The 23638-nt window shown below is 71.1% G+C and carries 22 protein-coding genes; 6 read left to right on the forward strand and 16 right to left on the reverse strand.

Annotation, left to right across the window (positions count from 1 at the left end; all coding sequences use genetic code 11):
• Nucleotides 1–12 precede the first annotated feature (12 nt).
• The 8 genes from ACIQTP_RS42875 to ACIQTP_RS42910 form a co-directional block, all read right to left on the reverse strand.
• Entirely contained in the window at nucleotides 13–2871 is a 2859-nt protein-coding gene (locus tag ACIQTP_RS42875) for an SNF2-related protein (protein WP_403410775.1), read from the reverse strand.
• A 106-nt stretch (nucleotides 2872–2977) separates the two neighbouring features.
• Nucleotides 2978–3559: a sugar kinase gene (locus ACIQTP_RS42880; RefSeq protein WP_403410594.1), complete on the reverse strand. Its 582-nt coding sequence runs from the start codon at nucleotides 3557–3559 to the stop codon at nucleotides 2978–2980.
• Nucleotides 3556–4701, reverse strand: coding sequence for an ROK family glucokinase (locus ACIQTP_RS42885; RefSeq protein ID WP_403410597.1), 1146 nt, complete (start codon nucleotides 4699–4701; stop codon nucleotides 3556–3558). The genes ACIQTP_RS42880 and ACIQTP_RS42885 overlap by 4 nt, the downstream gene beginning before the upstream one ends.
• 173 nt (nucleotides 4702–4874) lie before the next feature.
• Nucleotides 4875–5699, reverse strand: a complete 825-nt coding sequence (locus ACIQTP_RS42890) for an ATP-binding cassette domain-containing protein (protein ID WP_402037800.1) — start codon at nucleotides 5697–5699, stop codon at nucleotides 4875–4877.
• The gene (locus ACIQTP_RS42895) at nucleotides 5696–6757 is read right to left on the reverse strand and encodes an ABC transporter permease (RefSeq protein ID WP_101401719.1); all 1062 of its coding nucleotides are present in this window, start codon (nucleotides 6755–6757) and stop codon (nucleotides 5696–5698) included. The genes ACIQTP_RS42890 and ACIQTP_RS42895 overlap by 4 nt, the downstream gene beginning before the upstream one ends.
• A complete protein-coding gene (locus ACIQTP_RS42900) occupies nucleotides 6754–7758 on the reverse strand; it encodes a sugar ABC transporter substrate-binding protein (RefSeq protein ID WP_403410602.1) in 1005 nt (334 codons plus the stop codon). Before ACIQTP_RS42900 ends, ACIQTP_RS42895 begins: the two co-directional genes overlap by 4 nt.
• 140 nt (nucleotides 7759–7898) lie before the next feature.
• Nucleotides 7899–8891, reverse strand: a complete 993-nt coding sequence (locus ACIQTP_RS42905; protein ID WP_403410605.1) for a sugar ABC transporter substrate-binding protein — start codon at nucleotides 8889–8891, stop codon at nucleotides 7899–7901.
• A 162-nt stretch (nucleotides 8892–9053) separates the two neighbouring features.
• Nucleotides 9054–9791 (reverse strand): GntR family transcriptional regulator, encoded by a 738-nt coding sequence (locus ACIQTP_RS42910; RefSeq protein WP_060898451.1) that lies wholly within the window; start codon nucleotides 9789–9791, stop codon nucleotides 9054–9056.
• Nucleotides 9792–9919: 128 nt separating this feature from the next.
• On the opposite strand from ACIQTP_RS42910, the gene ACIQTP_RS42915 reads away from it, so the two are divergent.
• Entirely contained in the window at nucleotides 9920–10930 is a 1011-nt protein-coding gene (locus ACIQTP_RS42915; protein WP_403410608.1) for a Gfo/Idh/MocA family oxidoreductase, read from the forward strand.
• Nucleotides 10931–11200: 270 nt separating this feature from the next.
• Here ACIQTP_RS42915 and ACIQTP_RS42920 read toward each other — a convergent pair whose 3' ends face one another.
• A complete protein-coding gene (locus tag ACIQTP_RS42920; RefSeq protein ID WP_403410611.1) occupies nucleotides 11201–11872 on the reverse strand; it encodes a response regulator in 672 nt (223 codons plus the stop codon).
• Nucleotides 11873–11986: 114 nt separating this feature from the next.
• Here ACIQTP_RS42920 and ACIQTP_RS42925 point away from each other — a divergent pair, with 114 nt between their 5' ends.
• Nucleotides 11987–13015 (forward strand): aldo/keto reductase, encoded by a 1029-nt coding sequence (locus tag ACIQTP_RS42925; protein WP_403410614.1) that lies wholly within the window; start codon nucleotides 11987–11989, stop codon nucleotides 13013–13015.
• A 229-nt stretch (nucleotides 13016–13244) separates the two neighbouring features.
• Here the strand turns inward: ACIQTP_RS42925 and ACIQTP_RS42930 are convergent, their stop codons facing one another.
• Together ACIQTP_RS42930 and ACIQTP_RS42935 are read right to left on the reverse strand one after the other, a co-directional pair.
• Nucleotides 13245–14474: a sensor histidine kinase gene (locus tag ACIQTP_RS42930; RefSeq protein ID WP_403410778.1), complete on the reverse strand. Its 1230-nt coding sequence runs from the start codon at nucleotides 14472–14474 to the stop codon at nucleotides 13245–13247.
• 228 nt (nucleotides 14475–14702) lie between these two features.
• Nucleotides 14703–15095, reverse strand: coding sequence for a ribonuclease (locus ACIQTP_RS42935; protein WP_403410617.1), 393 nt, complete (start codon nucleotides 15093–15095; stop codon nucleotides 14703–14705).
• A gap of 198 nt (nucleotides 15096–15293) precedes the next feature.
• On the opposite strand from ACIQTP_RS42935, the gene ACIQTP_RS42940 reads away from it, so the two are divergent.
• Nucleotides 15294–16301 (forward strand): CorA family divalent cation transporter, encoded by a 1008-nt coding sequence (locus tag ACIQTP_RS42940; RefSeq protein WP_403410620.1) that lies wholly within the window; start codon nucleotides 15294–15296, stop codon nucleotides 16299–16301.
• A gap of 43 nt (nucleotides 16302–16344) precedes the next feature.
• Here ACIQTP_RS42940 and alc read toward each other — a convergent pair whose 3' ends face one another.
• Nucleotides 16345–17460 carry an allantoicase gene (gene alc / locus ACIQTP_RS42945; protein ID WP_403410623.1) on the reverse strand — a complete coding sequence of 372 codons (1116 nt, stop codon included), beginning with the start codon at nucleotides 17458–17460 and terminating at the stop codon, nucleotides 16345–16347.
• A gap of 66 nt (nucleotides 17461–17526) precedes the next feature.
• Nucleotides 17527–18849 carry an allantoinase AllB gene (gene allB / locus ACIQTP_RS42950; protein WP_403410781.1) on the reverse strand — a complete coding sequence of 441 codons (1323 nt, stop codon included), beginning with the start codon at nucleotides 18847–18849 and terminating at the stop codon, nucleotides 17527–17529.
• Between the two features lie 298 nt (nucleotides 18850–19147).
• On the opposite strand from allB, the gene ACIQTP_RS42955 reads away from it, so the two are divergent.
• Complete coding sequence (locus ACIQTP_RS42955) at nucleotides 19148–19951, forward strand: IclR family transcriptional regulator (RefSeq protein WP_168512600.1); 804 nt, start codon at nucleotides 19148–19150, stop codon at nucleotides 19949–19951.
• A gap of 17 nt (nucleotides 19952–19968) precedes the next feature.
• Here the strand turns inward: ACIQTP_RS42955 and ACIQTP_RS42960 are convergent, their stop codons facing one another.
• Both ACIQTP_RS42960 and ACIQTP_RS42965 read right to left on the reverse strand, forming a co-directional pair.
• Nucleotides 19969–20478, reverse strand: a complete 510-nt coding sequence (locus ACIQTP_RS42960; protein WP_403410627.1) for a universal stress protein — start codon at nucleotides 20476–20478, stop codon at nucleotides 19969–19971.
• Nucleotides 20478–20720 (reverse strand): hypothetical protein, encoded by a 243-nt coding sequence (locus ACIQTP_RS42965; RefSeq protein ID WP_403410630.1) that lies wholly within the window; start codon nucleotides 20718–20720, stop codon nucleotides 20478–20480. Before ACIQTP_RS42965 ends, ACIQTP_RS42960 begins: the two co-directional genes overlap by 1 nt.
• Before the next feature lie 106 nt (nucleotides 20721–20826).
• Between ACIQTP_RS42965 and ACIQTP_RS42970 the strand changes: the two genes are divergently transcribed.
• A complete protein-coding gene (locus tag ACIQTP_RS42970; RefSeq protein ID WP_403410633.1) occupies nucleotides 20827–22302 on the forward strand; it encodes a PLP-dependent aminotransferase family protein in 1476 nt (491 codons plus the stop codon).
• A 63-nt stretch (nucleotides 22303–22365) separates the two neighbouring features.
• Here the strand turns inward: ACIQTP_RS42970 and ACIQTP_RS42975 are convergent, their stop codons facing one another.
• Nucleotides 22366–22683 carry a DUF5955 family protein gene (locus tag ACIQTP_RS42975; RefSeq protein WP_099919954.1) on the reverse strand — a complete coding sequence of 106 codons (318 nt, stop codon included), beginning with the start codon at nucleotides 22681–22683 and terminating at the stop codon, nucleotides 22366–22368.
• Between the two features lie 203 nt (nucleotides 22684–22886).
• On the opposite strand from ACIQTP_RS42975, the gene ACIQTP_RS42980 reads away from it, so the two are divergent.
• The gene (locus ACIQTP_RS42980) at nucleotides 22887–23486 is read left to right on the forward strand and encodes an NTP transferase domain-containing protein (protein WP_403410636.1); all 600 of its coding nucleotides are present in this window, start codon (nucleotides 22887–22889) and stop codon (nucleotides 23484–23486) included.
• Nucleotides 23487–23638 lie beyond the last annotated feature (152 nt).

A 23638-nucleotide genomic window follows, 5' to 3' on the forward strand; every position in this document is an offset into this window, starting at 1 on the left:
CCTCGGCACCGCTCACGACGACCTCCGCAGTGACACGAGGTCCGACAGCTCGCGGTCGGTCAGTTCGGTCAGGGACGCCTCTCCGGAGCCCAGGATGGCGTCGGCGAGAGCCCGCTTCGCTTCGAGCATCTCGGCGATGCGGTCCTCGACCGTGCCCTCGGTGATGAGGCGGTGGACCTGGACGGGCTGGGTCTGGCCGATGCGGTAGGCGCGGTCGGTGGCCTGTTCCTCGACGGCCGGGTTCCACCAGCGGTCGAAGTGGACGACGTGGCCCGCCCGGGTGAGGTTCAGGCCGGTGCCCGCGGCCTTGAGTGACAGCACCAGGATCGGGGTGGACCCGCTCTGGAAGCGGTCCACCATGTGCTCGCGTTCGGCGACCGGGGTGCCGCCGTGCAGGAGCTCCACCGGGACGGCGCGCGCGGCCAGGTGGGCGGTGATCAGCCGGGCCATCCCCACGTACTGGGTGAAGACCAGCGCCGAGCCGTCCTCGGCGAGCAGTGTGTCCAGCAGTTCGTCGAGCAGGGCGAGCTTGCCGGAGCGGGCGGAGGGTCCGAGGGCAGCCGCCCGGGCGTCCTGCTTCAGGAACAGCGCCGGGTGGTTGCAGATCTGCTTGAGGGAGGTGAGGAGCTTCAGGACCAGGCCGCGGCGGGTGATGCCCTCGGTCGTCTCGATGGCGAGCATCGACTCGCGGACCACGGCCTCGTAGAGGGAGGCCTGCTCGCGGGTCAGGGGGACCGGGTGGTCGGTCTCCGTCTTGGGCGGGAGCTCGGGGACGATCCCGGGGTCGGACTTCTTGCGGCGGAGCAGGAAGGGGCGGATCAGCCGGGCCAGGCGGGCGATCGCCTCCTCGTCCTCGCCGTTCTCCACGGCGCGCGCGTGCCGGGCGCGGAAGGACTTGAGGGGGCCGAGCAGGCCGGGGGTCGTCCAGTCCAGGAGGGCCCACAGCTCGGAGAGGTTGTTCTCCACGGGGGTGCCGGTGAGGGCCACGCGCGCGGGGGACGGGATCGTCCGTAGGGCCTTCGCCGTCGCCGAGTAGGGGTTCTTGACGTGCTGGGCCTCGTCCGCGACGACCATGCCCCATGTCTGCTGGGTAAGCCGGGGCGCGGCCGAGCGCATCGTGCCGTAGGTGGTGAGGACGAAGCCGCCGTCGAGGTCCTCCAGGGTGCGGTCGGGGCCGTGGAAGCGGCGGACGGGGACGCCGGGCGCGAAGCGGGTGATCTCCCGCTGCCAGTTGCCCATGAGCGATGCCGGGCAGACGACCAGGGTGGGTTCGCCGCGGTCCCGGCGCAGGTGCAGGGCGATGACGGTGATGGTCTTGCCGAGGCCCATGTCGTCGGCGAGGCAGCCGCCGAGGCCGAGTGAGGTCATGAGGTCGAGCCAGGCGAGGCCCCGCAGCTGGTAGTCCCGCAGCCGGGCCTGGAGACCCGGGGGCGGCTCCACGGGGGTGATGCCGGCCGTCAGACGGTCGCGCAGCGTGGCGAGGGCGCCGACCGGCACCGCCTCGACCGTCTCGCCGTCGACGTCCGCGGTGCCGGTGAGCGCCGCGGACAGGGCGTCGACCGGGTCGAGCAGGCCCAGCTCCCGCTTGCGGGCCTTGCGGACGAGGGCGGGGTCGACGAGGACCCACTGGTCGCGCAGCCGCACGACCGGGCGGTGGGCCTCGGCGAGGGCGTCCATCTCGGCTTCGGTGAGCGGGTCGCCGCCGAGGGCCAACTGCCAGCGGAACTGGAGCAGTTCCTCGCTCTCGAAGAATCCGGTGCCGTCCGTGGCCGAGCCGGGCGCGGGGCGCACCACCGCGGTGGCGCTGAGGTCGTGGGCGAGGTCGCGGGGCCAGTGGACGGCGACGCCGGCCGCGCCGAGGCGGGTCGCGGCGATGCCGAGCAGGTCGGAGAGCTCCTCTTCGGAGAGTGCGAGGACGTCGGGCACGTCCTGTTCGGACAGGCGGTCCAGGGGTGGCCAGACGCGGGCCGCGCGGCGCACGGCGAGCGCCGCGTCCACGCGCGCGCGGGGGCCGAAGGTCGTGTCGGCGTCGCCCGCCCACAGGGCCGCGGCGTCGACGACGAGGGTGGGGTCGGCGAGGCTGTGCACCTGGACGACGGCGGCGCCCGCGCGGTGCGCGCCCTCGCCGTCGTCGAAGAGCTGGTACGCCGACAGGTCCAGACGGAGCGAGATCCGTACGCCGGCGTCCATGCCCGCGGCGACCTCGGCGGCCCAGTCGTGGGCTCCGGGCAGCCGCTGCGGCTCTCTGGCCGCGAAGGGTTTCCCTGAGGTGTGGGGAGCGGCGGGGGTGCGCGGCAGGGTGTCGGCGACCGCGTCCAGGAAGGAGCGCATCAGCGCTTCCGGGTCGGGCAGCCGAAGGGGGCCCTTGCCGGGGAGCGGGACGGCATGGCCTTCGTACGGGAGAGCGGCGGCCACGGCCCGCAGGTGGGCGATGTCGTCCGGGTCCAGTGGGCCCGCGCGCCAGGCGTCGTGGCCCTCGGGGGTGAGCCCGGGTAGCAGCCGGCCCCGCGCGACGAGCCGCAGCGCGTGCAGCGCGGCCGCGCCCCAGCAGGTCGTGGCCGGATGCGCGGCGCGGTCGTGGCGGGCCCCGGCGAGCAGCGGGAGCGCCTCGGCGATCGGCAGGGTCAGCGCGGGGACGGTGCCGCGGCGGGCTCCGGAGCCGTGCGGTCGTACCACCGTCAGCTCGGTCGGCTCGGCGGACGACGTGCTCTCGGCGGGGGACACGCTCTCGGCGCTGTCGCGGGACGGCAGCGGCCCGCCGTCCGGGTCCCAGAAGGCGACGCGCCCCTGGCGGGGCAGGAGTGCGGGCAGGAAGACGGCGGCAAGCCGCACCGGCACAGCGTTGTCGATCCACACGGCCTCGTCGCCCATACGTCCGGTCACCTCCCGCCCCTCGGTCGAATCAGTTGTCTTCGACTCTACGGGCGGGCTCTGACAATCGGTCCCGACGGTGGCCCTGGCGCGGGGCCGGGGCGGCTCAGGGGATCGTGCGCGAGACGACGTAGACCATGGCGCGCCCGGGCTTCGGCCAGTTCACGACGATGTCCTGGGTGGGCGCCGGGTCCTTCTGTTCGTGGACGAGGCCCCACCACGAGCCGGGGCCCGTGAACTTCCAGCCGACGACCTTCTGGTCACGGGTGCTGATGGCGATGTCGTTCTTGCGCAGTGTGTCCCTGCTGGTGCCGATCTCCGAGAGGAACTGCTCCAGGCCCGGGCCGTTGGTGGCGAACTGTACGTAGAAGCGGCTGGTCTTCCAGTTGTTCGTCTCGTAGGAGGCGACGGCGACGGCGTTCAGCGGGATCGGCACCTGGTAGAGGCGGCGCTGGACGCGCGAGGGCCAGCCCACGGTGAGGCCGGTCGCCGAGTACTTCTCCTCCTTCTGCTTGCCGCTGTCGCGGCTCTGGTTGGCGGAGATCACCAGGTAGCCGGCCGGGACGCCGATGAGCAGCACGATGATCAGCAGCGTCAGGGCACGGCGGCGGAACTTGCGGCGCGGGTCCTCCGGCGGCCGCTGGGGCTCGTCCGGAGGTGAGGCCTGGCGCGGCAGCGAGGCCGTCACAGCGTCCCCTGGGTCGTACGGCGGGACTCGGAGTAGCGCTCGTACCGCTCGTAGCGCTCCACACGGCGGCGCTTGGCGCGGCGGAAGCGGCGGGCGACGAGGCGGGCGAGGTCGGCGGCGCCGACCATGCCGGCCTCGGGGCCGAGCTGGGCGCGGGCGATACGGGCCTCGGGGCGGTAGCCGCGGCCGGTCAGATGGCGGCGGAAGGCGTCGCGCGCGGGGCCGATGAGCAGGTCGTCGGCCGCGCTGACGCCGCCGCCGATGACGAAGCAGGAGGGGTCGAGGGCCGCCGCCAGGTTGGCGATGCCGACGCCGAGCCACTGGCCGATGTCCTGGAGCAGCTCGATGCACATGGCATCGCCCTCGCGGGCGAGCTCGGTGATCATCGGGCCGGTGATGTCGCCGATGTTGCCCTTGACGTGCTCGATGATCCCGTACGCGACCGGGGAGTCCGCGGCGGCGAGTTCGCGGGCCTCGCGGACCAGCGCGTTGCCGGAGCTGTACTGCTCCCAGCAGCCGCGGTTGCCGCACGGGCAGCGGTGGCCGCCGGGGACCACCTGCATGTGACCGAACTCGCCCGCGACGCCGAACTTGCCTCGCTTGACCTGGCCGTCCTCCAGCAGCGCGCCGCCGATGCCGGTGCCGAGCGTGATCATGACGAGGTTGTCCTCGCCGCGCCCGGCGCCGAACCGCCACTCCGCCCAGGCGGCGGCGTTGGCGTCGTTGTCGACCAGAACCGGGACGGCGAGCCGTCCGGCGAGGCGGTCGCGCAGAGGCTCGTTGCGCCAGGACAGGTGGGGGGCGAAGAGGACGCGGTTGCGCTCGGCGTCGACCCAGCCGGCCGCGCCGATGCCGACGGCGTGCACGTCGTGCCGGTCGGAGAGGTCCAGGACCAGCTCCACGATGGTGTCCTCGACGGCCTTGGGGCTCTTGGACTTGTCCGGCGTCTCGGCGCGGAGCTTCTCCAGGATGTTGCCGTCGGCGTCTACGACGCCCGCCATCACCTTCGTGCCGCCGATGTCGATACCGACGGTGGGGACACGGGGCGCCGTCAGGTGGGAACGGCGTTCACGCGTCCCTACGGTCCGCAGGACAGTGGCCCGCGCGGAGCCGCGGTGTGCGAGGTCGCGGTAGGTGCTCATCGGGCCGATTCTGCCTCACCGTGCCATGGGGGCGCATGGCGGAGTCCCCCTGAGCTCTCCGGAACGCTCCGTCGGAGCGCCCCGGAAAGCCTTGGGACGTATGTGAACCGCGGGCCGTGTGCGGCTGGTCGCGCCCACGCGGCGGAGCCGCGAATGTCACAGCCCCGTGCCCCTTAAGGGGCGCTTCGCTCCAGCTCGTGACGCAGGTCGTCCAGCTCGCTGCCGCCCGCCATCTGGCGGGTCAGCTCGTCGAGGGTGATCTCGTCGCGGGTGTGGCTGCCGAACATGGCGCCGCGCTTCAGGAGGACGAAACGGTCGCCCACCAGGTACGCGTGGTGCGGGTTGTGGGTGATGAGGACCACGCCGAGACCGGCGTCCCGCGCGGCGGCCACGTACTTGAGGACCACGCCGGACTGCTTCACGCCGAGCGCGGCGGTGGGCTCGTCGAGGACGAGGACCTTGGCGCCGAAGTGGACGGCGCGGGCGATCGCCACGCACTGGCGCTCACCGCCGGAGAGGGTGCCGATGGGCTGGTCGACGTCACGCAGGTCGATGCCCATGCGCAGCAGCTCCGCGTGGGTGGTCCTGCGCATGCGGTCGACGTCCATGCGCTTGAAGGGGCCCGTCCCCCTCGACAGCTCGGAGCCGAGGAAGAAGTTCCGCCACACCGGCATCAGCGGGACCACGGCGAGGTCCTGGTAGACGGTGGCGATGCCCCGGTCCAGTGCCTCGCGCGGGGAGGTGAGCCGGGTCTCCTCGCCCTCGATGCTCAGGGTGCCCGCGTCGTGCTGGTGCAGACCCGCGATGATCTTGATCAGCGTGGACTTGCCCGCGCCGTTGTCGCCGAGCACGCACGAGATCTCGCCCGCGTGCACCACCAGCGAGACGCCTTCGAGGGCGCGGATGTTGCCGTAGTACTTGCTGACGTCGTCGAGTTCGACGAGCGCCGTGCGTTCCGTGGCGGCCGCGCCGGTCGTCTTTTCCGCGTCCGTCGTCATGCCGTCGCCTCCGCGCGCTTGCGGACCCAGTGGTTGAGCAGGGTCGCCAGGAGCAGCATCACTCCCAGGAAGAACTTGAACCAGTCCGGGTTCCACTCGGCGAACACGATGCCCTTGCTCACCATGCCGAAGATCAGCGCGCCGACCGCCGCGCCGACCGCGGAGCCGTAGCCGCCGGTGATCAGACAGCCGCCGATGACGGCCGCGATGATGTAGATCAGCTCGTTGCCGACGCCCTCGCCGGACTGCACGACGTCGAACGAGAACAGCAGGTGCTGCCCGGAGATCCAGGCACCGAAGGCGACGCCCATGTAGAGGCCGATCTTCGTCTTGTTGACCGGGACGCCGACCGCGCGGGCCGCGTCCTCGCCACCGCCGACGGCGTAGATCCAGTTGCCGAAGCGGGTGCGCAGCAGGATCCAGGTGGCGACGACGACCAGGGCCAGCCACCACAGGATGGTGATCTTGAAGTCGACGCCGCCGATGGTGAGCGTCGAGGCGAAGACGTCCCGGGCCGAGGAGAAGCCCTGCATGTCGGAGATCGACTTCGTGGACACCGTGCCGCTGATCAGCTTGGTGAAGCCGAGGTTCATGCCGGTCAGCATCAGGAAGGTGCCGAGCGTGATGATGAAGCTCGGCGGGTCCGTACGGGTCAGCATGACGCCGTTGAAGACACCGATCGCCAGCGTGACGACCAGCGAGACGAGGACGCCGACCCAGACGTTCGCGGTCATCTGGTAGCTGAACATCGAGGAGATCAGCGCGGAGCTGGTCACCATGACGCCCGCGGAGAGGTCGAACTCACCGCCGATCATCAGCAGCGCGACCGGTACGGCCATGATGCCGATCGTCGAGGAGGCGTACAGCACCGTGCTGAGGCTCGCGGCCCGTACGAAGCTGTCCGCGAAGATCGCGAAGAAGAGGAAGACCGCGATCGCGCCGACCACGGAGCCGAGCTCGGGCCGGCCCATGAGTCTGCGCAGGGGTGAGGTCTTCAGGAGGCGCTCGTCGACCTTGGTGTCGGGCGACGGCGCGGGTGCAGGCGCAGTGGCGCTCATCGGGTCCCCCGCTTGGTGTACTCCTCGAGCGCGGCGGCCTGATCCTTGGTGATGATCTGCGGGCCGGTGAGGACCGGCTTGCCGCCGCCGAGGACATCGGCGTTGTACTTGTAGAGCCACAGCAGGTCCACGGCCTCGTACCCCTGGAGGTAGGGCTGCTGGTCGACCGCGAAACCGAGCGTGCCGTCCTTGAGCTCCGAGGCCACCTTCGCGTTCAGGTCGAAGGTGTCGATCTCGGCCTTGCTGCCCGCGTCGGTCTTCGCCTTCACCGCGGTGTCCGCGTACGGGGCGCCGAGCGTGACGACCGTGTCGATGGACTTGTCGGCCTGCAGCTTGGCGCCGATGGAGGACTGCACGTCGGGCATGCTGGTGCCCTGGACGTAGAGGTTCTGCACGGTGCCGTGGAAGGTGTTCTTCACGCCCGCGCAGCGCTGCTCGTGGCCGACGTTGCCCTGCTCGTGCAGGATGCACAGAGCCTTCTTGCGGCCCCGCTTGTTCAGCTCCTCGCCGACCGCCTCACCGGCGATCGTCTCGTCCTGCCCGATGTGGGCGAGCGCACCGAACGCCTTGGACTGCTCGGAGCCGGAGTTCACCGTGATCACGGGAATGCCGGCCTTCTCGGCGCGCGCGACGGCGGCCTTCATCGCGTCCGGCTTGGCCAGCGTGACGATGATGCCGTCGACCTGCTTGTCCACGGCGGCGTCGACGAGCTGCGCCTGCTGCTGCGCCTCGGCGTTGTGCGAGTACAGGAAGTTGATGTTGTCCTTGACGGCGGCCTGCTTGGCGCCGCTCTGCACGATGTCCCAGAACGTGTCGCCATCGCCCGAATGGGTGATCATCGCGAAAGTCCACTTGGGCGTGTTCACCGCGGCCCTGCCCTGGGCCGACGCCGCCTTGCGGGCATCCTCGGCCCGCTTCCCGCCGGTGCTGCTGCATCCCGCGAGGGACACCCCCAGCGCCCCTGCGAGCGCGATGCTTACCCAGGTCCGAGTCCGTGCCACGAGGCCGTGCCCTTCTTGCTGTGTTCTTTGGTGCGCCGGGGCCTGCGGAGCGGCCCGGCGGGCCGTTCCGCAGGCCCCGGGGGCCGACATCTCGCCGGCCCCAAACGCCCAAGTATCGAACACTGGGATCGTGCACCCCATCAGCGGGTCCCGCGCGCGGTGTACTTCTCGAGGGTCGAGGCGTCCTTCTCGGTGATGATGGCCGGGCCGGTCAGGACCGTCTTGCCGCCGCCGAGGATGTCGCCGTTGGTCTTGTAGAGCCACAGCATGTCGATGGCCTCGTACCCCTGGAGGTAGGGCTGCTGGTCGACCGCGAAGCCGACCTCCTTGGCCTGGAGGCGCTTGACCACCTCGGCGTTCAGGTCGAAGGTGTCTATCTCCGCCTTGCTGCCCGCGTCGGTCTTCGCCTTCACCGCGACGGCGGCGATCGGGGCGCCCAGGGTGACGACGGCGTCGACGCCCTTGGTCGCCTGGAGCTTCGCCTCGATGGAGGACTGGGTGGCGGGTGCGTTGGTGCCGTCGACGTTGAGGTTCTCGACCGTGCCCTTGAAGGTCTTCTTCACGCCCGCGCAGCGCTGCTCCAGCGAGACGTTGCCCTGCTCGTGGATGACGCAGACGGCCTTCTTCAGGCCCCGGTTGTTGAGCTCCTCGCCCACGGCCTCACCGGCGACCGACTCGTCCTGGCCGAAGTGCGCGAGCGCCCCGAACTGCTTGGAGAACTCGGCACCGGAGTTGATCGTGACGACCGGGATGCCCGCCCGCTGGGCCTTGGCGAGGACGTCCTTCATGGCGTCGGGCTTGGCCAGGGTGACGACGATCCCGTCGACCTTCTTGTCGATGGCGGCCTGCACGAGTTGGGCCTGCCCGCCCGCTTCCTTGTCGTTCGAGTACAGGAAGTCGACGTTGTCCTTGGTCGCCGCCTGCTTGGCGCCGCTCTGCACGATGTCCCAGAAGGTGTCACCCTCGCCGGAGTGCGTCACCATCGCGATCTTCAGACGGGGCGTACTCGCGACGTTGCCGCCACTCCCGCTGCCGCTCGCCTTGTTCTCGGAGTCCTTGCCACCGGAGTTGCTGCAGCCGGCCGCGAGCGCGATCACGGCGATCACCGCCGCTGCCGTTCGGGCTGTACGCATGGTCGGAACACCCTCTCTTTTCCGCCGCTCCTTTGCGGCTGAGGGGAGTTCTAGCTTTGCGCCCGCACACCAGTCAATGTACTTTTTAGAACATTCTTACGATTCAAATCCAGCCTCGCCGAAGCCGATTCACGGCCACACCTCAACCGGTTCACGGCCGATTCACGGCCGCACGAGGAGCTGGAATTCGAAGGAGTAGCGCGAGGCACGGTACATGTGGCTGCCGAACTCCACCGCGCGCCCGGTGTCGTCGAAGGTGGTGCGCTGCATGGTGAGCAGCGGTGCCCCCTCGGGCTCACCGAGCCGCTCCCCCTCCTCCGCGGTGGCCGCGCGGGCGCCGACGGACTGACGGGCGCTGTGCAGCGTGATGCCCGCGGCCCGCATCAGCCGGTACAGACCGGTGGCCTCCATCTGCTCGCTGTCCAGCTCCAGCAGCTCCGGGGGCAGATAGTTGCAGAGGTACGCCATCGGCTCCCCGTGGGCGAGCCGCAGCCGCTCCACCCGGTGCACGTCACTGCCCTCGGCCACGCCCAGAGCGGCCGCGACCTCGGCGGACGCCGGTACGACGGTGTTGACGAGCACCCGGGTCGCGGGACGCTGCCCTGCCGCCTCCAGGTCGTCGTACAGACTGCTGAGCTCCAGGGGTCGCTTGACCTGGCTGTGCACGACCTGGGTGCCGACACCGCGGCGGCGCACCAGCAGGCCCTTGTCGACGAGGGACTGGATGGCCTGGCGGACCGTGGGCCGGGACAGCCCGAGCCGCCCCGCGAGCTCGATCTCGTTGCCGAGAAGGCTGCCCGGGGTCAGGGTCCCGTGCTCGATAGCGGCCTCCAGCTGTTGGGACAGCTGGAAGTACAGCGGGACCGGACTGCTGCGGTCGACGCTGAGCTGGAGCGACACGGTCGGATCCTCATCTGGTTTCGGCACGGGCCGAGCGTAGCTCCGGGAGATGTTGACGGGAAGTTGTGTAGTTCGATTGTCCGGACAAAGCATTGACAGCGTGCCTGGTGGGCCCTCAGTTTGTTCCCATGCGCATCGGACTTATCGGAACGGGTCGTATCGGCACATTTCACGCGACCGTTCTCAACCGCCACCGCGAGGTCGGCTCCCTCATCGTCACGGACGCGGACTCGGTGAGGGCACATGCGGTCGCGGACCGGCTGGGCGCTACGGCGGCGCCCAGCGTGGACGAGATCTTCACCTGGGGCGTGGACGCCGTCGTCATCACGGCGGCCACCTCGGCGCACGGCGATCTGATCGGCAGGGCAGCGCGCCTGGGCCTCCCGGTGTTCTGCGAGAAGCCCATCGCCGTCGACCTGCCGGGCACGCTGTCCGCGCTCGCCGAGGTCGACGCGGCCGGCACGGTCCTGCAGCTGGGTTTCCAGCGCCGCTTCGACACGGGCTACGCGACCGCGCGTGAGGCGGTGCGCTCGGGGCGGCTCGGACGGCTGCACACCATCCGCGCGATGACCTCCGACCAGTCGCCGCCCCCGGCCGCGTACCTCCCGATCTCCGGTGGCCTCTACCGCGACTGCCTCGTCCACGACTTCGACATGCTGCGCTGGATCACCGGCCACGAGGTCGTCGAGGTGTACGCGATGGGCTCCGACGCCGGGCCCTCGATGTTCCGTGAGGCGCATGACATCGACACGGCCGCCGCCGTCCTCACCCTGGACGACGGCACGCTCGCCACGACGACCGCGACCCGGCTGAACGGCGCGGGCTACGACGTGCGCATGGAGCTGGCCGGCGAGCTGGACCAGATCGGCGTCGGCCTGGACGACCGTACGCCGATCGCCTCCACCGAACCGGCCGGACCGCCGGCCGCCGACAAGCCGTGGACCGGTTTCCTGGAGCGCTTCGGCCCCGCCTACGAGGCCGAGCTCGCCGCCTTCGTCGACGTCGTGCGCGGCGAACGCGCCAACCCCTGCGACGGGCAGGAGGCCCTGCACGCACTGCGCATCGCCGAGGCCTGCGAGCTGTCGCGACTGGAGAGACGCCCGGTGTACCTGGCGGAGATCCCCGGCAGACGGGACTGAGCGATCAGATCCGGGGCTGGACGCCGCGCCCGAAGGAGAGATGGCTCTGCCGCCGATCCACAACGGCTCCGCCGCACAGCGGTGTGTCCACGTCTCGACCGGTCCCTCGAAGCGCAGCTCCTCCGCCACCGCGCCCTCGAGGAGCGACATGTCGGCCTGCGGCCCGGCGAGTTGGCCGACGGATACGGCTCCCTCGTGTACCCCGTGCCGTAATCCCCCGGATCGATCACGATCCCCCTCCCGCCTCCTTCCGACGCGCGGGCCCCGCGCTCAGTGCCCGTCTCCCTCCAAAAGTCCCGCGTCGTACGTCAACAAGGCGATCTGCACTCGGTTGTTGAGGCCGAGCTTGGCGAGGATCCGGGAGACGTGGGTCTTGACGGTGGCGACGCTCATGTACAACTCGGCGGCGATCTCGGCGTTGGAGGAGCCCCGGCCGACGGCCACGGCGACCTCGCGTTCCCGGTCGTTGAGCGCGCCGATCCGGTCCCGGGCACCGGTGCGCCGCCCACCCGGCGCCCCACCGGCCGCGTGCTCCATCAACTGGCGGGTGACGGCGGGCGAGAGCACGGGATCGCCGGCCGCGACCCGGCGTACCGCGTCGAGGATCTGCGCAGGTGGCGTGTCCTTGAGGACGAACCCGGCGGCACCCGCGCGCAGCGCCCGCAGCACCTGGTCGTCGGCGTGAAACGTGGTGAGGACCACGACCTGCGGCGCGTCCTCGCGCCCCCGCAGCCGTTCGGTGGCCGTGAGCCCGTCGACCACCGGCATCCGGATGTCCATCAGAACGACGTCCGGGCGGGTGCGGTCGACGAGCGCCTCGACCTCGCTGCCGTCCGCGGCCTCGCCCACGATCTCGATGTCGTCGGCGCCGCCCATCATGAAGGACAGGCCGGCCCTGACCAGCGGATCGTCGTCGACGAGAAGCAGCCGGATCGCATTCATGGTGCCTACCGTAGGTGCCCGCCGGAGCATTACCCACGCCTCGACCGCGACGAACGACTACCGTCGGCCGCCAGGACAGTCTCGACGGGGTCTCCCCCGGGAGTGAGGAGTTCAGTGCGCTATCGGCTCTTGGGCAGGACCGGCCTGCGCGTCTCGGAACTGTTCCTCGGCGCCATGACGTTCGGGGAGCAGGGCGGGGTGGGAGCGCCGAAGGAGGAGTGCGCGCGGATCCTCGACGCGTACGCGGAGGCGGGCGGCAACGTGGTGGACACGGCCGTCAACTACCGCGGCGGCGCCAGCGAGGAGATCGTGGGGGAGTTACTCAAGGGCCGACGCGACCGTTTCGTCCTCTCCACCAAATACACCGTCTCGCGTGACGGTACCGACCCGAACGCCGCCGGGAACCACCGCAAGAACCTCGCCCTCTCCCTGGAGACGAGCCTGCGGCGCCTCGACACGGACTACATCGACGTCTACTGGGTGCACATCTGGGACCGGAACACACCGGTCGAGGAGACCATGCGCGCCCTGGACGACGCCGTAAGGTCCGGCAAGGTCCTGTACGTGGGTATCTCGGACGCGCCCGCCTGGGTGGTCTCACGGGCCAACACCCTTGCCGAGTGGCGGGGCTGGTCCCCCTTCGCCGCCCTCCAGGTGCCCTACAGCCTGCTCAGCCGCGACGCGGAGCGCGAACTCCTCCCCATGGCGGAGACCTTCGGCATGTCGGTGGCCGCGTGGAGCCCGCTGCAGAACGGCGTCCTGTCGGGCAAGTACACACGTCCGGGCGGCGTGGCCCCCGGCACGGCGACCCGCCTCTCCCCCGAGGCGATCGGGGAACTCGAACGGACGGTGGCCGAAGCGGTCCAGTCGGCGGCCGACGAACTCGGCGCCTCCCCCGCCCAGGTGGCCATCGCCTGGACCATGGCCCACTCCCCCGCCGTCCACCCCATCGTGGGCGCCCGCCACGTCACCCAGCTCACCGACAACCTGGGCGCAAGCGAACTCACCCTCCCCGAGCACATACTGACCAGTCTGGAGGAGGCCACGGCCTTCCGCACAGGCTTCCCGACAGACTTCATCAACGAGACATCAAGCTGGGTCTACGGCACCGCGGGCCACCGAGTAGTCCCCCGCACCCCCTGACACACCCGCAGAGGCCCCCGACCCGCAGCCGCAGCCGCGATGCGACGCAAGGGGCCGTGGCGGTGCGTCGCAAGCCCGTCGCTTACGCCCGGATCGAGCAGCGGCTCCCATGCCCGGCCCACGTCTGATCCAGCGGCGACGGGCTCGACGCACCGCCACGGCCCCGACCCACCACGCACCCGCGGGCACGCCGCACGCTCACCCACGCAACCGCAACCGCAGCCCACACTCACCCACCCCACGGCAGCCACGCCCGCACCAAGAAGCCCCCACCCCCGTCGGACCCGTGCTCCAGACGCCCCCCGGCCAGAGTGGCCCGCTCGGTCAGCCCGATCAGCCCCTGCCCGGAACCCGGCACATGCGGCACCTCCCCCGCAGGAGCAAGGTTGCGCACGGACACACTCACACCGTCACCCGGGGCCCCCGAGACACCCACTGTGACCTCGGCTCCCGGAGCATGCTTACGGGCGTTCGTCAGCCCTTCCTGGGCGATGCGATACACGGTCCGCCCGACGGACGCGGGCACAGCCGCGGCATCGGCGACCCGCAGATCGAGGGCCACCTTCATCCCCGCCTCACGCGACTCGAAGACCAGCGCGTCCAACGCGCCGAGCGTCGGCTGCGGCCGCCCCGCGTCGTCGGAGTCACCCGCCCGCAGTACCCCGATGATCTCCCGCAGATCCTGCAGGGCCTCGTGCGCGCTCTCCCGGATCACCCCGGCGGCCCGCGCGACCTCCTCGTGAGGCGCGTCCGGCCGGAACTCCAACGCCCCCGCGTGCACGCTCAACAGCGTCAGCCGGTGCGCGAGCACATCGTGCATCTCGCGCGCGATCGCCTCGCGCGCCAACCGCTGCGCCTGCTCGGCCCGTAGCGCGGCCTCCGTCTCGGCCCGCCGTGCCCGGTCCCGCAGACTCAGCATGAGCTGCCGCTTGGACCGTACGAACATGCCCCAGCCGACGACCGCCAGGGTCAGCAGCGCGGTGACGGCCATGGCGGCGGCGTAGGGCAGATCGGGATCGGGACGCAGCCAGAAGTAGAACGGAAGCAGGGCGAGTTGGAGACCGGCGACCCAGCCCACGTACTTGAGGGGCCGGTGCACGGCGAGCGTGAAGAGGGCGACCAGACCTGTGCCGCCCGCGGTGTTCGAGAGCAGTCCGACGGGGATCATCGCCACGGCCAGCGCCAGCGGCCACCGGCGGCGCGACCACACGGCGAGGCAGGCGAGTCCGCCGATCCACTGGTCGACGACGGCGAGGGCGTGCGGGGTGTCCGGGTCGCGGGTCAGCGTGTGCGCGGCCAGCGCCCCGATGACGACGGCCAGCAGAAAGCACCCGAAGTCGACCACCCAGTCACGCGCGGTACGCCGGGGTCGTCCGCCCCGCCCCGTCCGCTCCGGGTCGAGCTCCGCGACCACGGCCGACGGCAGCAGCCAGCGCCGCCCGGTCAGAACGGGTGCCATCGGCACCGGATTGTCACCACTCACGGTCGACGAATCTACGAGGCCCGCCCCGCAGACACCTCCTCCGCGGCGGTGATCGTCGACCAAAGTAGCGGCGCCGCATACTTTCGTCCGGACGTACCTCGCCCCGCGACCCATGAACGTGGGGGGAGCCGCGGGGCGAGGATCTTCCACAAAGCGGTCGAAGCAGTCCAAGCAGTCAGAACAACCGTACGCGCAGCCCTAGGCTCAGCAGCCGAAGTTGATCAGCTTGAACGTGACGTAGTGGTCCGAGGTGTAGTAGTCCTCCTGCGTCTTCTTGCCGGTCACGATGCGCTTGGCGCCACGCGTCGAGGAGCCCGGCGTGATGACGGTGTACTCGTGGTAGTACCCGGTGGACTGGGAGGGCAGGACACCCTCCCGGTTCTGGAAGACGACCCCGTCCTGCGAGTACGGGAAGGGACCGCCGGACGCGATCAGGTCCAGCGTGTCGTACGCCTGCGACGGCAGACTGCCGTAGCAGATGCTGCCCACGGCGGTGGCCGCCGCGTTGGCGGGGACCGCGGTGGTGCCGCCGATGAGCAGCGCGGACGTGAAGGCGACCAGGGCGCCGATACGAGTGATTCGTGGGGGGAATCTCATGACTCTAGGATGACGCGCGTAGACCATGGCATGTCAATGTCAAGGCAGAGGATTTCTCCCGCCAAGTCCGATGAATTTTCCGGGAGTTAACGAAGCCCGACACGACGCCGGGCGCGGTCAGCTGCTCGCGGGATCTTCGGCGGTAGTGTGCCGAGGGACGGTGCAGTGTGCACACGACGCCATCCACGGTGAGGGGCGATGATCGTTTCGGTGGTGTCGATGCCGGAGGGCGTCGTCGTTCGCACCGGTCTGGCACAGGCCCGGGAGCTCCTCGCGGCGACCTCCGGCTTCGTGATCGTGGACATCGACCTGGGAGACGAACCCCCGCCCGACGAGGAGCCGCTCTCCCGTCGGCTCGGACTGGACGACGCGGCCGGCGAGTGGCTCGGCAGAGCGGACGAGCACGTCCGGGCCGAGTACCACGACGGTACTGCCATCGGCGTCGTTCCGGTGGTCAGCGGAAACGAGGTCACCCATATCCATGTCCTGGCCGACCAGCGCCGCTTCATCACGGTGCACCACGGGCCCGTCGAACTGATCGAGGCCTTCCTCGACCGCCTGCCGCAGGACCTGCCCCCCGACGCGGTGACGACGCTGTTCCTGTTTCTGCAAGGGGTCCTGGAGACCTTTCGCCGGGCCGTCACGCAGGCCCATCTGGAGGTCGAGGACCTGGAGGAGGCGATGTTCGAGAGGCGGCAGCCGGAGCATGTCCAACAGCTGGCCCAGCTGCGACGGCGCGCGGCCCATCTGCATCGCGCGTTCCTGCCGTACGCCGCGGTCGCCCAGGAGATCCTGGTGCGCCGCAGGATGACGGATCACCACCTCCCGGAGGAGCGGCAGGCGATGAACCGGCTGCACGAGCACACCGTGCAGCTGGTCCTCGTGGAGATCGAGGCACTGCGGGACGCGGCCCGGCGGGCCGCGACCAGCTACGCCTCACTCGTCGCCGATCAGCAGAACGTCGTGATCAACAGACTCACCATCGTCTCGATGATCTTCTTGCCGCTGTCGTTCCTGACCGGCTTCTTCGGTATGAACTTCGCCTACCTCACCAACCGGCTGATGAGCGAGGACTCCTTCCTGGAGTTCGGCGTGGGTCTGCAGGTGGGTGCCGTGGTCGTCGCCCTGTACTACGTGCTGTACCGCACGCACTGGCGGCAGCTGCGCGACAGCCGTACCCGCGACGCCGTCGACGACCAGCCCTGATCGCGGCCCGCCGGGGCCCCGCGCGGCGCGCGGCAGCGCGGCCTCAGCCGCCGAGTTCCTGGTACCTGGCCGTCAGGGCCGTGGCGCCTTCCTCCGTGAGGGAGCCGAACAGACGCAGGCGGGAGATGCCTCCGTCGGGGAAGATGTCCACGCGCGCGTGGGTCCCGCTCACCGACGCGGCGAGGACGAAGCGGTGGTTGGTGTCGGGCTGGAGGCGGGTACGGGGGAGGATCTCCGTCCAGTCGCCGTCGTCGCCGTCCTTCACCGACACCGACGCCCAGCCGGCGCTGTTGCCCTTCAAGTACGCCGTGTCGATCTCCAGGGCGCGGATCTCGGACTGGGCGACCAGCTGGTAGCGGATCCAGTCGTTGCCCTGGTCGCGGCGGCGGCGGGTCTCCCAGCCGTCGTCCATCTTGCGGGAGCGCCCCGGCTGGATGGTGTTCGTGGCGGGCGAGTAGAAGAGGTTGGAGGCGTCCTCGACCCGGCCGCCGTTCTCCAGGGCTAGAACGTCGAAGGTGCCGAGCGCGGAGAGCCACTCCGGGTCGGCCACGACCTCGCCGTACACGCGCAGCCGGGCGATGCCGCCGTCGGGGTGCTGGTTGACGCGGAGGTGGGTGAAGCGCTGCTCGACGGAGACGGCGAAGCCGTTGGCGGCGTGGCCGCCGACCGCCGTACGCGGGACGAGCGTCGCCCACTTCACGTCGTCCGCGAGGAGTTCCTCCGGTGACGGGGAGCCGGGGAGAGAGGCCCCCTCGACCGACACCGCCTGGGGGTAGTTCCCGCGGAAGTGGGCCGTGTCGACCACCACCCCGCGTACGACACCGGGTGCGCCGAGCCGGACGAGCGCCCAGTCGTGGTCCTCGGCCGTGGGCCACGGGTGCTCGGCCGAGGCGCCGCGGCGCCGCCGCGTCTCCCAGCCGTCCATGACCTTGCCCTTGTGCCCGAAGTGCTCGGGGTCGAACTCGGCCCGCCCGGGCAGCAGGAGGTTCTCGCGCTGGGCGAAGAACTCGTCGTTGGCGGCGATGACCCCGGCGCCGAGCTGCCGGTCGGCGAGGTTGGCGTACCGGGTGAAGGGGAAGTCGGCGGTGCGGTGGTCCGCGTACGGGTCGCCGCCTCCGTAGGGGTTCGCGTCGCCGGTGAAGTGAGGAATCGCCGTCACGTTGATCAGGTCTGCCTTTCGAGGTCGGCCGCTGCGGGTGCGGGTGCGTTCGAGGACTTTCGAGGACTACGGGGTGCGCGTCAGGAGTTCGCCGCTGGGGGCGCCGAACTCGCCGTCGGCCATGATGCGCTCGCCTCGCAGCCAGGTGGACTTCACGACCCCGCTGAGCGTCCGGCCGGCGTAGGCCGTGACCCGGTTGCGGTGCTGCAGCGCGGCGGGATCCACGGTGAAGGTCTCGTCGGGGGCGAGGACGGCGAAGTCGGCGTCAAGGCCCACCGCGATGGCGCCCTTGCGGGAGTCCAGGCCGACCAGCCGGGCTGTGCGCGTGGACATCCAGCGGACCACGTCCTCCAGGCTGTGACCGCGCTTGCGGGCCTCCGTCCAGACCGCCGACAGGCTCAGCTGGAGCCCGGAGATGCCGCCCCAGGCGGTCGCGAAGTCGTCCGTCTTCAGGTCGGCCGTGGACGGCGAGTGGTCGGTGACGACACAGTCGATCGTTCCGTCGGCCAACGCCTGCCACAGCAGATCCTGGTTGGCGGCCTCACGGATGGGCGGGCAGCACTTGAACTCGCTCGCCCCGTCCGGGACTTCCTCGGCCGTCAGGGTCAGGTAGTGGGGGCAGGTCTCCACCGTGATCCGCACGCCCGCACGCTTGGCCTCGGCGATCAGGGGCAGCGCGTCGGACGACGACAGGTGCAGCACGTGCACACGCGCGTGGAGGCGTTCGGCCTGCGCGATGAGGTTGCCGATGGCGGTGTCCTCGGCGTCGCGCGGGCGCGAGGCCAGGAAGTCGGCGTACTTCCGACCGCCCTTCTGAGGGGCGGCGGCGAGGTGGTGCGGGTCCTCGGCGTGCACGATGAGCAGGCCGTCGAACGCGGCGATCTCGGCCAGGGACCGGGCCAGTTGCTCCTGGTCCAGCTCGGGGAACTCGTCCACGCCGGACGGCGACAGGAAGGCCTTGAAGCCGAAGACTCCCGCGTCGTGCAGCGGGCGCAGGTGCTTGACGTTGTCGGGAAGGGCACCGCCCCAGAAGCCGACGTCGATGTGCGCCTTGGAGCGGGCGACGTCCTGCTTCGTACGGAGGTGGTCGACCGTGGTCGTCGGCGGGAGGGAGTTGAGCGGCATGTCGACCAGGGTGGTGATGCCGCCGGCCGCGGCGGCGCGCGTCGCGGTCCAGAAGCCCTCCCACTCCGTACGACCGGGGTCGTTGACGTGCACGTGGGTGTCGACGAGGCCCGGCAGGAGAACGTCGTCGCCGAAGTCCTCCAGGCGGGCGCCGGGCGGCACCTCGGTGTCGTACGCGAGCACGGCCGTGATCCTGCCCGCGGCGACCGCGACCGTGGCGGCGCGCGTTCCTTCGGGAGTGATGACGCGCGTCGAGCGCAGCATCAGTTCGACCCATCCGACGTCGGACACCCGGACCCCTCTCTCTGCCGCTGTCGACTCCCGCTGCCGCAGTTAACTTCCACGTAACGGAATTCAACGTTCTGTTGAAGGAGTCTTCACTCAAGCCCTCACGCCGTCAAGGGCCCACCCCTCCACCCTGCCCCTGAATCCACCCCTCTGGATGTTTCCACAGAATGGAATTAGAATTCCACAGAGCAGAACGTAGCTACGTACCACCAAGGAGTCAACCAAGTCCCGGGTAGGCTGCATCACTGCCTGTCAGCCCTGAAAGGACCGCGCCGTGCCTGCGTCCAGCGCCAGCACCACCGACGACGCCAAGTCATCCGCCCCGAGCGGTGGTGTCCAGTCCCTCGAGCGCGCCTTCGACCTGCTCGAGCGCATGGCCGACGCCGGCGGGGAGGTCGGCCTGAGCGAGCTCTCCGTGAGCAGCGGGCTGCCGCTGCCGACCATCCACCGCCTCATGCGCACGCTCGTGGCCTGCGGTTACGTGCGCCAGCAGCCCAACCGACGCTACGCGCTCGGCCCCCGCCTGATCCGCCTGGGCGAGTCCGCCTCCCGGCTGCTCGGCACCTGGGCGCGCCCCTATCTCGCCCGTCTGGTCGAGGAGACCGGCGAGACCGCGAACATGGCGCTGCTCGACGGGGACGAGATCGTGTACGTGGCCCAGGTGCCCTCCAAGCACTCGATGCGCATGTTCACCGAGGTGGGACGCCGGGTGCTGCCACACTCCACGGGCGTGGGCAAGGCCCTGCTCGCGAATACCCCGGCCAACGAGGTGCGCGCGCTGCTCGCCCGTACCGGCATGCCCGCCGCGACGGAGAAGACGATCACCACCCCGGACGGCTTCCTCACCGCGCTGGAGGAGGTGCGCCGGCTCGGTTACGCGGTCGACGACAACGAGCAGGAGATCGGCGTGCGCTGCCTGGCCGTCTCGGTCCCCGACTCGCCCACGGCCGCCGCCATCTCGATCTCCGGTCCCGCGGGCCGGGTCACGGACGCGGCCACGGAGAAGATCGTGCCCGTGCTCCAGCAGGTCGCGGTGGAGCTGTCGGAGGCGCTGGCGAGCTCGGGCCCGGGGGCCTGACCGGAGCGCCCCGGGGGTCACCCGGCGGCGAAGTCGGCGAGATCGGCGAAGTCCCGCGCCATGGCCCGGCGCAGGGCACGGCGTTCGCGCCGTGCGAAGGCCGGGGCGGGCACCGTCAGGACGGGGCAGCGGGCGTGCGCCGGCACCTGGCGGCGGACCGCGGCCCTACGAGCCCCCGCGCGGGCGCCGAGGACCAGGAGGTCGTCCGGGTGCGCGGCCAGCCGGCACAGGGCCCGGTCGGGACGGGCACGGACCACCCTGCGGACGACGGTGACCTCGGGCGGCGTACCGCCGAAGGCCTCCTCGAAGGCGCGGTCGAGCCGGGCAGCGGCATCGCGGGCCCAGCGGGCGGCCCAGGCGCTGTCGGGGTTGCGGACGTAGAGGAACTCGCCCTCGGGCGGCTCCCACGCGAGTACCGCCACGAGCACCCGGCCGCTGTCGCGGGCGGCACGGGCGGCGACCCGCAGCGCGGCGAGACTGGCGAGCGAGCCACTGGCGCCGACGACGACCTCTTCGGCGGCGGCCATCAGGACTCACCCCGGCGCAGCCGCGGCAGCCCGGGCCCTCCACCGGCGCGGGCGGCGAAGCGTCCCGCGACCAGCCCGCGCACCCACTCCCGTACCGGCACCCCCGGCATCCGCTCCTCCTGGCGCCGCTGCATCTCCCGCTCCCCACGATCGGTGAGGCAGCGGTCACTTTCCTTGGCGCCGGACCTCCCCTTGGCGCTGATCCTCCCCTTCGCGCAGACATGTCCGGTGTCGATCGACATCACTCCGCTCCCCTTCCCAGGCCAATGCGGTGGGACGATATCCCCTGGTCCCCGAAGTCTGTACGCTGATTGGCCTGCCCCACAGGGCCAATGCAAGGGAGTTGGCATGGTGAACGGACCGGTGGTCCACGGAATGGACAGGACGCTGGGAAGCCGGCAGCTCGCCGCGCTGCTGACCGCCGTGCCCCACACCGACGGCCGCCTCGGGTATCGCGCGCTGGCCGACGGTGTACGCAGGCTGCTCCTCGACGGCCGGATCGCGCTGCACGTCCGGCTGCCCGCCGAGCGCGAGCTGGCCTCGGCGCTCACGGTCAGCCGGGCCACGGTGACGGCGGCGTACGACCTGCTGCGGGAGGACGGGTTCGCGCGGAGCCGGCGGGGCGCGGGGACGTGGACGGAGCTGCCCGACGGCCACCGTCCGGCCAATGTGGCCTCCTTCCCGGCCGACGACGGGGTGATCGACCTGGCCATCGCGGCGCCCGGCGCGCCCGAGGCGGAGCTCGCCGCGTCCTTCGCCGAGGCGGGCGTCATGCTGGCCCGTCGGGCCTCGACACCCGGCTATCACCCCTACGGGATCCCGGAGTTGAGGGCCGCCGTCGCCGAGCGGTTCACCCGGCGCGGGCTGCCGACGCTGCCGGACCAGATCCTCATCACGAACGGCGCGCAGCAGGCCCTCTCGCTGACGCTCGGGCTGCTCGGGCGGCCCGGTGACCGGATCCTGGTCGAGAACCCCTCGTATCCGAACGCGCTCGACGCGATGCGCCGCGTCGGACTGCGCACCACTCCCGTGCCCGTCACGGCGGAGGGCTGGGACCCGGGGCTGATCGACTGCGCGCTGCGGCAGGCGGCGCCCCGGCTCGCGTATCTGATCCCGGACTTCCACAATCCGACGGGGCATCTGATGCCGCTCGAACAGCGCCTGGCCGTACTGGAGTCGGCGCGCGCGACCGGCACCTGGCTGGTGATCGACGAGACGATGACGGACATCGCGCTGGATGTGCCCGGAGCCGCGCCGTTCGCCTCGCTCGCGCCGCGCGGGACGGGCGAACAGGTCGTGACGGTGGGGTCGTTGAGCAAGACGCACTGGGGCGGCCTGCGCCTCGGCTGGGTGCGGGCGGGATCCCGGCTGATCACGGAACTGGCGACCGCGCGGGTGCCCACGGACATGGGCGGTTCGGTCCTGGACCAGTTGGTCGCGCTCGGGCTGCTGGCGCGCACGGACGAGGTGCTGCGCGAGCGGCTGCCTCGGCTGCGCGCCCAGCGGGACGCGCTCACCGACTCACTGGCCCGCCATCTCCCGGACTGGCGCTGGCAGTTGCCGCCCGGCGGATTGACGCTGTGGATCGACCTGGGCCGCCCGATCGCCTCGTCGCTGGCCCGCGCGGCCCTGGCCCAGGGCCTGCGCATCGAGGGCGGTTCCCGCTTCGGCGCCGACCCGGGCACCCATGAACACCGGTTGCGCTTCCCCTACACCCTGCCGTCCGACGTTCTCGACGAGGCCGTACGCCGGCTCGCGACCGCCCTGGACAGCGGGCTCACCGCGGCCGGAGCGGAGGCGGGCCGCCCGCACTGGGTGGCGTGAGCGGTACTCCGGAAACACACCACGGAGAAAGCTCCGGCCCCTCCCGGAGAACGCTCCGGCCCCTCAAAGGCGCCGGGGCGGTTCCCCGAACAGCTCCACGGCGCTGCGTACGCCCGCGAGGCCGGTCGACAGCGCGCTGACCGAGCCGATCGCGCCCGCGATCAGCAGTAAGGAGCGGCGCAGCCGGGGTATCTCGGGCATACCGCTGAGGGCCATCGCGGCGAGCGCCGCGAGCTCGTCCTCGGCGATGCCCCGGTCGGGGAACTCGGCCGGGTGCGTGGCGAGTTCACGGCGCAGCCGGGAGACGGCGGTCCGCAGTTCCGCCACTCTCGGATCCTCGTCGCTGCCGGTCACTGGCCTCTGTCCCAAGCTCCGCAACAACAGCTCGCCCCCTCGCACGTCGTTGTGCGCACGCCCCTCGCCTGTCCGTCCCGCGCCCCATGGCGATGGCCGGGGGACGCGGGCCAGTAAACGCCACCCGATGCGGTGGCGCCACCGCGCGGACCGAAATTCAGCCCCGTGAAACCGTGCCCTCGGCGCCGGGTCAGGTATGCAGGAGGTATGACGCACAGGGAAGACGGCGTATGACGCACGAAGAAGACCAGGTGGCCGGGCTGCTCCTCGCGGCGGGTGGGGGGCGACGGCTCGGCGGACGGCCCAAGGCGTTGCTCGAACACCGGGGGCGACCCCTCGTGGAGTACGCGGTGGGGGTGCTGCGCGAGGCCGGGTGCACGCGCGTCCACGTGGTGCTGGGGGCGCGGGCCGACGCCGTACGAGAGCGGGCGCGGCTCGACGGGTGTGTGCTCGTGGACAACCCGGAGTGGGAGCACGGCATGGGTTCGTCACTCCGGGCCGGGCTCGGCTCACTGGCCGGCACGGGCGCGCGTGCGGCACTGGTCTCGCTGGTCGACCAGCCCGGCATCGGGCCGCGGGCGGTCGCCCGGGTGCTCGCCGCCTACCAGGACGACACCTCGCTGGCTTCCGCGGCGTACGACGGCGCGCGCGGCCATCCCGTCCTCTTCGGCGCCGCCCACTGGGCCGGCGTCGCGGCGAGTGCCACCGGTGACCGGGGGGCGCGCGCCTATCTGAAGGAGCACGCGGCGTCGATCACGCTCGTCGAGTGCGGCGATGTGGCGAAGCCGTACGACATCGACACGGAGGACGATCTGGGACACCTTGAGTGAACGGCGTGGCACTGAGCGCCACGTTGCCTCGACCTGGAGAATCTCGACATCAACAAACCATTGAACTTCCACCATGAGGAAACTACTATCCACTGTTCAGAAGCGCCGGGCTGCTCTCCAGGCGCTGCTCGTCCTACCCGGGTCGCCTGGCA

This window comes from Streptomyces sp. NPDC090798 (assembly GCF_044768965.1).
GTDB lineage: Bacteria > Actinomycetota > Actinomycetes > Streptomycetales > Streptomycetaceae > Streptomyces.